Source organism: Kitasatospora sp. NPDC056327 (assembly GCF_042261735.1).
Taxonomy (GTDB): Bacteria; Actinomycetota; Actinomycetes; order Streptomycetales; family Streptomycetaceae; genus Kitasatospora.
The window spans coordinates 1-13470 of record NZ_JBHJRC010000228.1; the positions used below are offsets into that span (position 1 = coordinate 1).

Annotated in this window: 11 protein-coding genes and 2 pseudogenes; 6 read left to right on the forward strand and 7 right to left on the reverse strand. The window is 73.1% G+C overall.

From position 1 onward, the window contains the following. Nucleotides 1-28: 28 nt before the first annotated feature. The 3 genes and pseudogenes from ACFCX4_RS26835 to ACFCX4_RS26845 all read right to left on the reverse strand — a co-directional run bounded on the left by ACFCX4_RS26835 (nucleotide 29) and on the right by ACFCX4_RS26845 (nucleotide 3925). Nucleotides 29-865, reverse strand: coding sequence for an alpha/beta hydrolase family protein (locus ACFCX4_RS26835; RefSeq protein ID WP_376147394.1), 837 nt, complete (start codon nucleotides 863-865; stop codon nucleotides 29-31). Between the two features lie 130 nt (nucleotides 866-995). Next, nucleotides 996-2252: pseudogene (locus ACFCX4_RS26840) on the reverse strand (DPP IV N-terminal domain-containing protein); the annotation flags it as partial. Nucleotides 2253-2416: 164 nt separating this feature from the next. Next, the gene (locus tag ACFCX4_RS26845) at nucleotides 2417-3925 is read right to left on the reverse strand and encodes a peptide MFS transporter (protein ID WP_376147397.1); all 1509 of its coding nucleotides are present in this window, start codon (nucleotides 3923-3925) and stop codon (nucleotides 2417-2419) included. A 329-nt stretch (nucleotides 3926-4254) separates the two neighbouring features. Here ACFCX4_RS26845 and ACFCX4_RS26850 point away from each other — a divergent pair, with 329 nt between their 5' ends. Next, nucleotides 4255-4929, forward strand: coding sequence for a response regulator transcription factor (locus ACFCX4_RS26850; protein ID WP_030300686.1), 675 nt, complete (start codon nucleotides 4255-4257; stop codon nucleotides 4927-4929). Nucleotides 4930-4980: 51 nt separating this feature from the next. After that, nucleotides 4981-6228, forward strand: a complete 1248-nt coding sequence (locus tag ACFCX4_RS26855) for an ATP-binding protein (protein WP_376147400.1) — start codon at nucleotides 4981-4983, stop codon at nucleotides 6226-6228. 42 nt (nucleotides 6229-6270) lie between these two features. Here the strand turns inward: ACFCX4_RS26855 and ACFCX4_RS26860 are convergent. Then, a pseudogene (locus tag ACFCX4_RS26860) lies at nucleotides 6271-6555 on the reverse strand (ester cyclase); the annotation flags it as partial. 115 nt (nucleotides 6556-6670) lie between these two features. Then, the gene (locus ACFCX4_RS26865) at nucleotides 6671-7267 is read right to left on the reverse strand and encodes a GtrA family protein (protein WP_376147403.1); all 597 of its coding nucleotides are present in this window, start codon (nucleotides 7265-7267) and stop codon (nucleotides 6671-6673) included. 242 nt (nucleotides 7268-7509) lie between these two features. Here ACFCX4_RS26865 and ACFCX4_RS26870 point away from each other — a divergent pair, with 242 nt between their 5' ends. From ACFCX4_RS26870 to ACFCX4_RS26880, 3 genes are read left to right on the forward strand one after another with little or no spacing between them, the layout of a single operon-like run. Continuing rightward, nucleotides 7510-8667, forward strand: a complete 1158-nt coding sequence (locus ACFCX4_RS26870; RefSeq protein ID WP_376147406.1) for a 5-(carboxyamino)imidazole ribonucleotide synthase — start codon at nucleotides 7510-7512, stop codon at nucleotides 8665-8667. Next, nucleotides 8664-9242, forward strand: a complete 579-nt coding sequence (purE, locus tag ACFCX4_RS26875; protein ID WP_376147409.1) for a 5-(carboxyamino)imidazole ribonucleotide mutase — start codon at nucleotides 8664-8666, stop codon at nucleotides 9240-9242. Before ACFCX4_RS26870 ends, purE begins: the two co-directional genes overlap by 4 nt. Before the next feature lie 23 nt (nucleotides 9243-9265). Then, on the forward strand, nucleotides 9266-10510 hold the full coding sequence (locus ACFCX4_RS26880; protein ID WP_376147412.1) for a dipeptidase: 1245 nt from the start codon (nucleotides 9266-9268) through the stop codon (nucleotides 10508-10510). 83 nt (nucleotides 10511-10593) lie between these two features. Here ACFCX4_RS26880 and ACFCX4_RS26885 read toward each other — a convergent pair whose 3' ends face one another. Both ACFCX4_RS26885 and ACFCX4_RS26890 read right to left on the reverse strand, forming a co-directional pair. Continuing rightward, nucleotides 10594-11007, reverse strand: coding sequence for a CoA-binding protein (locus ACFCX4_RS26885; RefSeq protein WP_376147414.1), 414 nt, complete (start codon nucleotides 11005-11007; stop codon nucleotides 10594-10596). A gap of 37 nt (nucleotides 11008-11044) precedes the next feature. Then, entirely contained in the window at nucleotides 11045-12382 is a 1338-nt protein-coding gene (locus ACFCX4_RS26890) for a UDP-glucose dehydrogenase family protein (RefSeq protein ID WP_376147417.1), read from the reverse strand. 243 nt (nucleotides 12383-12625) lie between these two features. Between ACFCX4_RS26890 and ACFCX4_RS26895 the strand changes: the two genes are divergently transcribed. After that, nucleotides 12626-13470, forward strand: an 845-nt coding sequence (locus ACFCX4_RS26895; protein WP_376147420.1) for an acyl-CoA dehydrogenase family protein, incomplete at its 3' end; no start/stop codon positions are given.

The following is a 13470-nucleotide window of genomic DNA, read 5'->3' on the forward strand; positions in this document are numbered from 1 at the left end:
GGGCGTTCGCGTCCCGGCCCCGCCGCCGTCAGCGGCCGGGGCCCAGGGCCCGGCGCAGGAAGTCGAGCTGGTGGTGGTGCAGGTGCTCCACCACCAGCTCGTCGCTCGGCGAGTGCGCGGCGCCGACCAGCGGCAGCACCTCGTGCGGGCGCCCGGCGGCGAGCAGCGCGGCGGACAGCCGCAGGGTGTGCGCGGGCAGCACGTTGTCGTCGTCCAGGCCCTGGATCAGCAGCAGCGGGCGGCGCAGCCCGGGGGCGTCGGGCAGCAGCGAGGCGGCGTCGTAGCGCTCGGGGTGCTCGTCGGGGCGGCCGAGGAACCGTTCCTTCCAGTGGGTGTCGTAGAGCCGGTGCTCGACCGGCGGGGCTCCGGCGACGGCGGCGTGGAAGACGTCGGGGCGGCGCAGCACGGCGAGGGCGGCGAGGTAGCCGCCGTAGGACCAGCCCCGGACGGCGACCCGGCCGAGGTCGAGGAGTCCGGGGCGCAGTGCGGCGGCGGCGTGCAGGGCGTCGGCCTGGTCGTCCAGGGCGGGTCCGGCGATGTCCGCGAAGACGGTCTTCTCCCAGCGGGGGCCGCGTCCGGGGGTGCCGCGGCCGTCGACGGCGAGGACGGCGAAGCCCTGGTCTGCGAACCACTGGGAGGTGTGGTCCCACCAGTGCGGGGCGGCGGTGACCTTCTGCATGGCGGGGCCGCCGTAGGGGTCGAGCAGGACGGGCAGCGGGGCGTCGCCGGGGCGGTGGCCGGCGGGGAGGAAGAGCGTGGCGCGCAGGTCGCGCGGTCCGAGCCGGAGGAGCTCGGGACGGGCGGTGAGGACGGGGGTCTGCGCGTGGGAGGCGATCGTGAGGGCGGGGCGGCCGTCGCGGTGCACGGTGGTGCGGCCGGTGGGCGCCGGGCGTGCGTGCGGTGCGGACGAGCGTGCCGGCCCGCCGGGCGCCGGTGTGCACGCCGGGCTCGTGGGTGAGCCGGACGGCGCCCGTGGCCGGGTCCCACGACCAGAGGTGGGTCTCGGTCGGTTCGTCGGAGGCGGTGAACAGGACGTGGTCGCCGTCGACCGAGAGGACCGCGCGCAACTGGAGTCCGGCCGGGGTGACGGGGACGCCGTCCACGGTGAGGTGCCGGGTGTCGCCGCGGTCGGCGGAGTCCACGAGGGCGCCGCCGGCGGTGCGGGCGGGGACCCCGGGGAGGAGTTCGACCCAGTGCTCGTCGCGCTGTTCGGCGAGGACGCGGGTGGTGCCGTCGGCGGGGTCGATCGCGAGGGTGAGCACGGTGCGCTGGTCGCGGCTCTGCACGGCGGCGTAGGGGCCGTGGGCGTCCCAGCCGGCGGCGGTGAGGTACTCGGAGCCGGCCCGGTCCCGGCGGACCTCGGTGCGGGTGCCGTCGAGGCCGAGTATCCAGAGGGTGACCTCGGCGTTGTCGGTGCCGGCCAGCGGGTAGCGGATGACGCGCGGCGGCCGGGCGGGGTCGGCCGGGTCGGCGAGGTGGAGGCGGCGCAGCGGGCGTTCGTCGACCCGGGCGACCAGCAGCCGGGTGCCGTCGGGGGACCACCAGTGGGCGCGGTGGCGGTGCATGGACTCGGCGGCGACGTGCTCGGGCACGCCCCAGCGGACGTCGGGGTGTCCGGGGGCGGCGAGCAGGCGGTCGGCCGGGGCGTCGCCGGTCTGCCCGGCGGCGGAGCCCCCTGAGCCCCCTGAGCGCCCGGAGCGCCCGGTGTCGACGGTGTCCCCGGTGTCGACGCTGGCCTCGGTGTCGGCGGTGCTCCGGGCGTCCGCCGGGACGACCCGGAGGGCTCCGTCGCCGGCGTAGGCGATCCACCGGCCGGTGGGGTCGGGCCGCGGGTCGTACACCGCGGTGGCGGTGGGGACGCGGCGGACCTCGCCGGTGGTGGCGTCGGCGAGGTGGAGCACGCCGTTGAGGGCGAAGGCGGCGAGGCGGCCGGTGGCGTCGGTGGCGTAGGCGGTGATGCCGTTCGTCAGGACGCGGGAGCGTTCGCGGCGGATCCGTTCGGCCTCGGGGAGTTCGCCGTCGGCGGCGCCGAGGCCGCGGGGGTCGGCGAGCAGGCGCTCCCGGCCGCTGTCGGTGTCGAGGGCCCAGAGGCAGCCGACGGGGTCGTCGCCGGCCCCGGTGCGCAGGAACAGGACGGTGGCGCCGTCCGCGGTCACGGTGGGTGAGCCGGGGGCGCCGAGGGTGAGCCGGCGGGTGCGGGCCAGCTGCCGGGGGAGGGAGGGCGGGGGTTCGGGTACGGAGTGGGTCGCCATGAGGGGACCCTCGCACGCGGGGGCGGGCGCCGTCCCGGAAACGGTCCGGGGACCCGGGGACGGCGCGGGGACCAGGGAAGGCGGCCGGGGCCGGCACGGAAGTCTGGATTCCGTGCCGGCCCCGGAGGCGGGCGGCCGGGCGGTGGGCCGGCCGGGCGCCGTCGTCAGTGGACGTCGCCCATCAGCCGCACGACGTTGCGGCGGTACATGTACAGGGCCGCGCCGGCGATGATCGCCATGCTGCCCTGGACCGCGAAGTACCAGGTGGAACCCACCACGCTGTCGCCGAGGACGAGCTGGAAGATCGCCGCGACGCAGTCGCCCGCGGTGACCGCGAGGAACCAGACGCCCATCATCTGGCTGGCGTACTTGGCGGGCGCGAGCTTGGTGGTGACGGACAGGCCCACGGGGGAGAGGGACAGTTCGCCGACGGTCTGGATGAGGTAGACCATGGCCAGCCAGAGCGGCGTGACCTTGGTGCCGCCCGAGGCGGCGGCCATCGCCAGCATCATGATCATGAACGAGGCGCCGACCATCAGCAGGCCGAAGGAGAACTTCGCGGTGGTGCTGGGGTTCTTGGAGCGGCGGGCGAGCGCCACCCATATCCAGGCGAAGACCGGGGCCAGGGCCATGATGTACAGCGGGTTGAGCGACTGGAACCAGCTGGACGGGAAGTCGAAGCCGAACAGCGTGGACGAGGTGTTGTCCTGCGCGAAGATGTTCAGCGTCGAGCCGGACTGGTCGTAGATCATCCAGAACACGGCGGCGGCGACGAAGAACCAGATGTACCCGCTCATCCGGGACTGTTCGGTCGCGTCGAGGTCCTTGTCGCGCTTCACCTTGGCGAAGACGAAGACCGGGATCGCGAGGCCCGCGACGGACAGCGGCCAGATCGCCCAGTTGATGGTGAAGTGGCCGGTCAGGCCGACGGTCGCGTAGAAGACGACGGCCGCGGCGAGCCACAGGCCGGCCTTCTTGAGGATCGCGCTCCGCTCGGCGGCCGGGATGGGCGAGGTGACCACGTCGCTCTTGGCGCTCAGGTGGCGGCTGCCGAGCAGGAACTGGGTCAGGCCGAGGCCCATGCCGACGCCGGCGAGGGCGAAGCCCAGGTGCCAGTCGACGTTCTGGCCGATGGTGCCGATGACCAGCGGGGCGGCGAAGGCACCGAGGTTGATGCCCATGTAGAAGATCGTGAAGCCGCCGTCCCGGCGCGGGTCGTTGGGCCCGTCGTAGAGGTGGCCGACCATCGTGGAGATGTTGGCCTTCAGCAGGCCGGAGCCGATCGCGATGAACCCGAGGCCGCCGAAGAACGAGACGCTCACCGGCAGGGCCAGCAGGAAGTGGCCGATCATGATGATCGAGCCACCGAGGGCGACGGTCCTGCGGGCGCCGAGGAAGCGGTCGGCGATCCAGCCGCCCGGGAGGGCGAGCAGGTAGACCATCGCGGTGTACACGCTGTACACGGCGCTCGCGACGGCGAGCTTCATGCCGAGGCCGCCGTCCGTGACGGAGGCGGTCATGTAGAGCACCAGCAGGGCACGCATGCCGTAGTAGCTGAAGCGCTCCCACATCTCGCTCATGAAGAGGGTGGCGAGGCCCCGGGGGTGCCCGAGGAAGGTCTTGCCGCCGGAGGAGACCGGCTGTACAGCGGACTCCAGGGTCGTAGACGCCATGTGTAGTGGTTCCTTGCCTGACAGCGTCCGCCAAGGGGGGTGGCGGCGGACGTGGACGGAACCACTCTACGTGGCGACATTTGGCGTTATCAGCTGACAAAAGAGGCCAATTAGGTATGCCAATAGTAAAGTCAGCGACAGATTCGCCTCATTGATCCATGGTACGACGGGCCAAAATCCTTCAGTTGCAAGATCAAAGCGAAAGATCTTCGCCGAACGAGCGGTCCGGGCGTGTCGGTTGAGGCGTGATCGCCCTCTGTATAACGATCACGCACTGTGAACTACCTCACGGCACCAACGGGCGCACCCCGGCGGACTACCATCACCCCATGACCTGTGTGCTGCTCGCCGAGGACGACCCGGCGATCTCCGAACCGCTCGCCCGGGCACTGCGCCGCGAGGGCTACGAGGTGCTCGTCCGCGAGGACGGTCCGTCCGCACTGGCCGCGGGGCTCGGGGAGGAGGTCGACCTCGTCGTCCTGGACCTCGGCCTGCCCGAGATGGACGGGCTGGAGGTCTGCCGCCGGCTGCGCGCGGACGGCCGCAGCTGCCCCGTCCTGGTCCTCACCGCCCGCGCCGACGAGGTCGACACGGTGGTCGGCCTGGACGCCGGCGCCGACGACTACGTGACCAAGCCGTTCCGCCTCGCCGAACTGCTCGCCCGGGTCCGGGCCCTGCTGCGGCGCGGCAACGTCGACCAGCTCACCACCGGCGCCCACGGCGTCAAGATCGACATCGAGTCGCACCGCGCCTGGCTCGGCGAGGAGGAGCTCACCCTCTCCGCCAAGGAGTTCGAGCTGCTGCGGGTGCTGGTCCGCGACGCCGGGCGGGTGGTCACCCGCGAGGAGATCATGCGCCAGGTCTGGGACACCACCTGGTGGACCTCCACCAAGACCCTCGACATGCACATCTCCTGGCTGCGCAAGAAGCTCGGCGACGACGCCGCCAACCCCCGCTACATCGCCACCGTGCGCGGGGTGGGCTTCCGCTTCGAGAAGAATTAGCCCGAGCGGACGCCCCGCCCGGGGGCGTCCACCACCACGGGGAGCGGCAGCGTGAAACGCCGGATGATCAACTCGCTGCTGGGCGTCGTCCTCGTGGTGGTCGTGGTGTTCTGCGTCCCGCTGGCGCTGGTGGAGAAGCGCACCATCGTCAACGGCGCCCAGGACCGGGTGGACGCCGCCGCCGTACGGGTGCTCGCCCTGGTGGAGAACCGGCTCGCCGCCAACGAGCCGGTCACCGGCGACAAGTTCGCCAACCAGGTCCCCGAGGGCCAGTACGTCGAGGTCGACATCCCCGGCCGGGCCGTCGTCTCGCTCGGCCACCGGCCCGACGGCGACCACGTGCTCAAGGCCGTCGAGCGCGGCGCCAGCGGCGAGACCGTCACCGTCGAGCAGTCCCGCGAGGCGGTCGACCACGAGATCACCAACATGCTGCTGCTGCTCGGCGTCGTCGCGCTGCTCGCCGTGCAGGCCGCCGTCGCGCTCGCCGTCTGGCAGGCCAAACGGCTCGCCCGGCCGCTCACCGACCTCGCCGAGACCGCCGAACGGCTCGGCTCCGGCGACCCGCGCCCGCGCGACCGCCGCTACGGCGTGCCCGAACTCGACCGGGTCGCCGAGGTGCTCGACGTCAGCGCCGTCCGGATCGCCCGGATGCTCACCGCCGAACGCCGGCTCGCCGCCGACGCCTCGCACCAGCTGCGCACCCCGCTCACCGCCCTCTCCATGCGGCTTGAGGAGATCACCGCGCTCGCCGAGGACCCGGAGACCGTCAAGGAGGAGGCGACCATCGCCCTCCAGCAGGTCGAGCGGCTCACCGACGTCGTCCAGCGGCTGCTCACCACCCAGCGCGACCCGCGCAGCCCCACCGCCGTCGCCTTCGACCTCGACGACGTGATCAAGCAGCAGGTCGAGGAGTGGGGGCCGTCGCTGCGCGGTACCGGCCGGGTGCTGCAGGTCGAGGGCCTGCAGGGGGTCACCGCCGTCGGCACCCCCGGCACGGTCGCCCAGGTGCTGGCCACCCTGATCGAGAACTCGCTGATGCACGGCGCCGGCACGATCACCCTGCGGGTGCGGCCCTCCGGGACCTCGGCGGTCGTCGAGGTGCAGGACGAGGGCCCCGGGGTGCCCGCGGAGCTGGGCAACCGGGTCTTCGAGCGGGCGGTCAGCGGCCGCAACTCGACCGGCATCGGCCTCGCCGTCGCCCGCGACCTCGCGGAGGCGGACGGCGGGCGGCTGGAGCTGCTCTCGCTGCGGCCGGCGGTGTTCGCGCTCTTCCTGGGCCGCAGCCGGCGCGAGGCGTGAGCCGGGGGCGGGGCCGGCGCCGGGCGGTGCTCAGAAGCCGGTGTCCCGGAGGACGTCCAGGTCGGTGAAGGTGGGCGGCGCGTCGCAGAGCGCCACCATCTCGCGGTGGACCCGGTCGGTCTCCGGCAGGTGCGAGTTGCGCATCGCGTCCTCGTAGGAGGCGAACTCGACGATCTCCACGACGTGCCGCGGGTCCGAGCGGTCGGTGGCGACCATCGCGTGCCCGACGGTGCGCCGGCCCTCGGTCTGCTCGGCCCAGCGGTCCAGCAGGCCGTTGAGCTCGGTGAGGTGGTCGGTCCGGCAGTCGATGATCTGGACGAAGGTCATGGCGAGCCTCCTGCGCCCCCGCGGCCTCGATCGTTCGCCGGCCGTGCCCGCCCCCGGTCACCACTGTCCTCCTGCCGCCGCACCGGCGGCAACCGGGAGCGGGGCGGGAGGGCGGTCACTCGGCCTTGGCGAGCCGGATCTGCTCGGTGGCCAGCATCAGCTCGGCCTGGGCCACCACCGCGGCTGCGGGGGCTGCGGGGGCTGCGGGGGCTGCGGTGGCGGTCTGGGCGGCGACCGGGGCGGCGGGCTCCTCGGCGGCGACCGGCTGCGGCACGGCCTTGAACACCCAGGTCCGGTACGAGACGAAACGGAAGACCGTCCCCAGCGCGAGACCGCCGACCTTCGCGGCCAGCTGCTCGAAGTGCGAGGAGAGCCCCAGCACGTACACCGAGAAGCCGAGCACCCCGGTCTCGATCAGCATGCCGGCCCCGCTGAAGAGCAGGAAGAGGGTGATCTCCCGCTTGCGCGAGGCGGCGTCGCGGTCCCGGTACAGCCAGTAGCGGTACCCCAGGTAGTTGGTCGCGATCGCGACCAGGGTGGCGACGATGTTGGAACGCAGCGACGCCAGGTGCAGGCCGTTGATGCAGACCCAGAAGACGGCGAAGTTCACCACGACACCGCTGAGGCCGACGATGCCGAACTTCACCGCCTCGCCCGACAGACCGCGCAGTTTCTGCGCCAGCGAGGGGTTCGACGCCGTGGTCGTCGCCATACCGGGCTGCCTCCATGTGCCTGCGGACGAAAGGGTGCCGAGGCCTGAGTGCCGTCAACCCCTTGAGCCCTGCGTGCACGCACATGATCGGATCGCGCATATCAGGACCTGGCCGACCAGGCTACCCGGTTCCACCGATCGGCTCAGCCCCCCGGCCGGGCCGGAGTGGAACCCCATGGCTGGGACGCGTCCGGTCCGGGAGCGGTTCCACGCCCTCCGACCGGCCCGGATATCCTGGCGGGGTGACTTCCCCGGGCAACGCGAATTTTCCAGTGGTGGGCATGATCGGCGGCGGGCAGCTCGCCCGCATGGCACACCAGGCGGGCATCCCGCTCGGGATCCGGTTCAGGCTCCTCGCCGACACTCCCCAGGACTCGGCCGCGCAGGTCGTCTCCGACACGGTCCTCGGCGACTACCGCGACCTCGACACCCTCCGTCGCTTCGCCGAGGGCTGCGACGTGATCACCTTCGACCACGAGCACGTGCCGACCGAGCACCTGCGGGCCCTCCAGGCCGACGGCGTCGCCGTCCGGCCGGGCCCGGAGGCGCTGGTCAACGCCCAGGACAAGGGCGTGATGCGGGCCAGGCTCGACTCCATCGGCGTCCCCTGCCCCCGGCACCGGATCGTCGCCGACCCGGCCGACGTGACCGCCTTCGCCGAGGAGGGCGACGGCTACCCGGTGGTCCTGAAGACCGTCCGCGGCGGCTACGACGGCAAGGGCGTCTGGGTGGTCGGCGACGAGGAGGCGGCCGCGGCCCCCTTCCTGGCCGGCGTCCCGGTGCTCGCCGAGGAGAAGGTCGACTTCGTCCGCGAGCTGGCCGCCAACGTGGTCCGCTCGCCCAGTGGCCAGGCGGTCGCCTACCCGGTGGTGGAGAGCGTCCAGGAGAACGGCGTCTGCGCCGAGGTCACCGCCCCCGCGCCCGGCCTCGACCCGGCGCTGTCCGACGAGGCCCAGCAGCTCGCCCTGCGGATCGCCGGCGAGCTGGACATCACCGGCCACCTCGCCGTCGAGCTGTTCCAGACCCGCGACGGCCGGATCCTCGTCAACGAGCTGGCCATGCGCCCGCACAACTCCGGGCACTGGAGCCAGGACGGCGCCGTCACCTCGCAGTTCGAGAACCACCTGCGGGCCGTCCTCGACCTGCCGCTCGGCGACCCGCGGCCGCGCGCCCCGTGGACCGTGATGGTCAACGTCCTGGGCGGGGACTACCCGGACATGTACCACCCCTTCCTGCACTGCATGGCCCGCGACCCCGGCCTGCGGATCCACATGTACGGCAAGGACGTGAAGCCCGGCCGCAAGGTCGGCCACGTCAACGTCTTCGGGGACGACCTCGACGACGTCCGCGAGCGCGCCCGCCACGCGGCCGCCTACCTGCGAGGAACGATCACCGAATGACCTCCCCCGCCCACCCGTCGTCCGGCCGGCACCCCCACGCGGGCGCCGACGCCCGCACCCCCCTCGTCGGCGTCGTCATGGGCTCGGACTCCGACTGGCCCGTGATGGAGGCCGCCGCCCAGGCCCTGGACGAGTTCGAGATCCCCTATGAGGTCGACGTCGTCTCCGCGCACCGGATGCCGCGCGAGATGGTCGCCTACGGGGAGAACGCCCACAAGCGCGGGCTGAAGGCGATCATCGCCGGGGCCGGCGGCGCCGCCCACCTGCCGGGCATGCTCGCCTCCGTCACCCCGCTGCCGGTGATCGGCGTGCCGGTGCCGCTGCGCTACCTGGACGGCATGGACAGCCTGCTGTCGATCGTGCAGATGCCGGCTGGGGTGCCGGTGGCCACCGTCTCGGTGGCGGGCGCGCGCAACGCGGGCCTGCTGGCGGTGCGGATGCTGGCGGCGTTCGACCCGGAGCTGACCGAGCGGATGACCGACTTCCAGGCCGAGCTGAACGGCCAGGCCACCGAGAAGGGCAAGAAGCTCCGGGCGAAGGTGGCAGGTTCCGCCTCCTTCGGCTTTGGAAAGTAGTCAAATCGGATACAACAGCTCGTATGACCTCTGAGCTGCTGGATTCCACCCCCGCGGACGCCACGGACGCCGCCTCCCTGCTGGAGCGAGCCAAGGACGTCCTGCGCACCGCCCCCGTGGTCGACGGCCACAACGACCTGCCCTGGGCGATGCGCGAGCAGGCCGGCTACGACCTCGACGCCCTCGACCTCGCCGCCGACCAGAGCGACCGCCTGCACACCGACCTCGCCCGCCTCACCGCGGGCGGGGTCGGCGCGCAGTTCTGGTCCGTCTACGTGCCGAGCCGCCTCGCCGGGGACCACGCGGTCAGCGCCACCCTCGAACAGATCGACTTCGTCCACGCGCTGGTCGGGCGCTTCCCCGACCGGCTGCGCCTCGCGCTCACCGCCGACGACCTCGAATCGGCCCGTGCCGAGGGCCGGATCGCCTCCCTCATCGGCGCCGAGGGCGGCCACTCGATCGACAGCTCGCTCGCCACCCTGCGGGCCCTGTACACGCTCGGCGTCCGCTACCTGACCCTCACCCACAACGACAACACGCCGTGGGCCGACTCCGCGACCGACGAGCCCGCCGCCGGCGGCCTCACCGCGTTCGGCGAGGAGGTCGTCCGGGAGATGAACCGGCTCGGCATGCTCGTCGACCTCTCGCACGTCTCCGCCGACACCATGCGCGACGCCCTGCGCGTCAGCGAGGCGCCCGTGCTCTTCTCGCACTCCTCCTCGCGCGCCGTCTGCGACCACCCGCGCAACGTCCCGGACGACGTGCTCGCGCAGCTCCCCGGCAACGGCGGCGTGGCGATGGCCACCTTCGTGCCCAAGTTCATCCTGCCCGCCGCCATCGAGTGGACCGCCGCCGCCGACGAGAACATGCGCGCCCACGGCTTCGACCACCTCGACACCACCCCCGAGGGGATGGCCTGCCAGCGCGCCTTCGAGCGGACCAGCCCCCGCCCGGTCGCCACCGTCACCACGGTCGCCGACCACCTCGACCACATGCGCGAGGTCGCCGGCGTCGACCACATCGGCATCGGCGGCGACTACGACGGCACCGCCTTCCTCCCGGACGGCCTCGACGACGTCGCCGGCTACCCCAATCTGATCGCCGAACTGCTCCGCCGCGGCTGGTCCGCGGCCGACCTCGCCAAGCTCACCTGGCACAACGCCGTCCGCGTCCTGCGCGACGCCGAGTTCGCCGCCGCCCGGCTGCGCGCCGGGGGCCGCACCCCGTCCCTCGCCACCCTCGCCGGCCTGGACGGCGCGGCCGGCTGACGGCCCGCGGCAGACGGGGCCGGGCCCGTCTGCCGCTCCGGCCCGGCCGCCGCGGCCCGCGCGCGTGCGCCGGTCCGGCAGCCTCAGCCCAGACGGGGCAGTTCGATGGCCGGGCACCGGTCCATGACCATCTCCAGCCCGGCGGCGGTGGTCCGGGCGTACGCCGCCTCGTCGACCACGCCGAGCTGGAACCAGACCGCCTTCGCGCCGGCGGCCACCGCCTGGTCGGCCACCTCGCCGGCCAGGTCGCTGTTCACGAACACGTCCACCACGTCGACCGGGAACGGGATGTCCGCGAGCGAGCGGTAGCCCTGCTCGCCGAGCACCGTCTCGGCCTTCGGGTGGACCGGCACGATCCGCTTCCCGTGGCGCTGCAGCACCCGCGCGACGCCGTGCGCGGCGCGGGCGGTGTTGGTGGACAGGCCGACCACGGCCCAGGTGTCGCCCCCGGAGGTGAGGACGGAGCGGACCGCCGCGTCGATGTCGTGGTTCGTCATGGTCGGGGCAACGACGGCCCGCCCCCCGGGATTCCCGTCAGCTGGGGCGGCCGAGGGCGCGGTAGGTCCACCCGGCGGCGCGCCAGGCGTCGGCGTCCAGGACGTTGCGGCCGTCCAGGAGGCGGCGTTCGGCGACGACCGCGCCGAGTCCGGCCGGGTCGAGGGTGCGGAACTCCTGCCACTCGGTGAGGTGCAGGACGACGTGCGCGCCCTCGGCGGCCTCCAGGGCGGAACCGGCGTAGGCCAGGCCCGGGAACATCTTGCGCGCGTTGTCCATCGCCTTGGGGTCGTAGACGGTGACCTGCGCGCCCTGGAGCTGGATCTGCGCGGCGACGTTGAGCGCGGGCGAGTCCCGGATGTCGTCCGAGTTGGGCTTGAACGCGGCACCGAGCACGGCGACCCGCCGCCCCAGGAAGCCGCCGCCGCACTGCTCGCGGGCCAGTTCGACCATCCGCGAGCGGCGGCGCATGTTGATCGAGTCGACCTCGCGCAGGAAGGTCAGCGCCTGGTCGGCGCCCAGTTCGCCGGCCCGCGCCATGAACGCCCGGATGTCCTTGGGCAGGCAGCCCCCGCCGAAGCCGAGGCCGGAGTTGAGGAACTTGCCGCCGATCCGCTCGTCCAGCGCGAGCGCCGCGCTCAGCTGGGTGACGTCGGCGCCGGCCGCCTCGCAGACCTCGGCCATCGCGTTGATGAAGGAGATCTTGGTGGCCAGGAAGGAGTTGGCGGCGGCCTTCACCAGCTCGGCGGTCGCGTAGTCGGTCACCAGGAAGGGCACCCCGGCGGCGATCGGCTCCGCGTACACCTCGCGCAGCAGCCGCTCGGCGCGCTCGCTGCGGGCGCCGACCACGATCCGGTCCGGCCGCAGGGTGTCCTGGACGGCGAGGCCCTCCCGCAGGAACTCCGGGTTCCAGGCCAGCTCGGCGCCCTCGCCGACCGGCGCCAGCGAGGCCAGCCGCTCCGCCAGCCGGCCGGCCGAGCCGACCGGCACGGTGGACTTGCCGACCACCAGCACCGGGCGGGTCAGGTGCGGGGCGAGCGCGTCGATCGCGGCGTCCACGTACGACATGTCGGCGGCGAACTCGCCCTTGCGCTGCGGGGTGTTGACGCAGACGAAGTGCACGTCGCCGAACTCGGCGGCCTCCTGCGCGGAGGTGGTGAACCGCAGCCGGCCGGTCGAACCCGCGTGCCCGGCCACGTGCTTGAGCAGCAGCTCGGACAGGCCCGGCTCGTACATCGGGACCTCGCCGGCGGTCAGGGTGGCGATCTTCTCCGGATCGATGTCCAGCCCCAGCACCTCGAAGCCGAACTCCGCCATGGCGGCGGCGTGGGTGGCGCCGAGATAGCCGGTGCCGATCACGGAGATGCGGAGGGTCACGGTTTCCCCTTAGGGCGGGCGACGGGCGGCACGGCCCCGGGTCGCGACCGCGCCCACCGATGCTATCCGGCCGCGGCCGGCGGGCCGCCGGCCCCCGCTGCGACCCCGCGACACCCCCGCCGTGACCCGGAAGCGAGGACCTAGGCAGCCGCAGGCCGGAGCCCTAGGATTTCACCGAACGATCTACTGAACGGTAATTAACCGGCTTCGCGGCCGGTGGGACTCTTCGACGAGGCGGGCATCATGGCGGGCAGCGCAGGGGCGGCGGACTTCGATCTCTTCCGGGTCTCCGAGGAGCACGGGATGCTGCGTGAGGCGGTGCGTTCGCTGGCGGAGGCGAAGATCGCGCCGTTCGCGGCGGAGGTGGACGAGGAGGGGCGTTTTCCGCAGGAGGCGCTGGAGGCGCTGCGGGGGAGCGATCTGCATGCGGTGCACGTGCCGGAGGAGTTCGGGGGTGCGGGGGCGGATGCGCTGGCGACGGTGATCGTGATCGAGGAGGTGGCGCGGGTGTGTGCGTCGTCGTCGTTGATTCCGGCGGTGAACAAGCTGGGGTCGTTGCCGGTGCAGTTGGCGGGGTCGGCGGAGCTGAAGGCGCGGTATCTGGGGGCGCTGGCGCGGGGGGAGGGGATGTTCTCGTACTGCCTGTCGGAGCCGGAGGCGGGGTCGGATGCGGCGGGGATGCGGACGCGGGCGGTGCGGGACGGGGATTTCTGGGTGCTGGACGGGGTGAAGCGGTGGATCACGAATGCGGGGGTGTCGGAGTTCTACACGGTGATGGCGGTGACGGATCCGGAGCGGCGGTCGAAGGGGATTTCGGCGTTCGTGGTGGAGCGGGGTGATGCGGGGGTGTCGTTCGGTGCGCCGGAGCGGAAGCTGGGGATCAAGGGGTCGCCGACGCGTGAGGTGTATTTCGACGGGGTGCGGATTCCGGCGGACCGGATGATCGGTGCGGAGGGGACGGGGTTCGCGACGGCGATGCGGACGCTGGACCATACGCGGGTGACGATCGCGGCGCAGGCGCTGGGGATCGCGCAGGGGGCGCTGGACTATGCGAAGGGGTATGTGGGGGAGCGGCGGCAGTTCGGGAG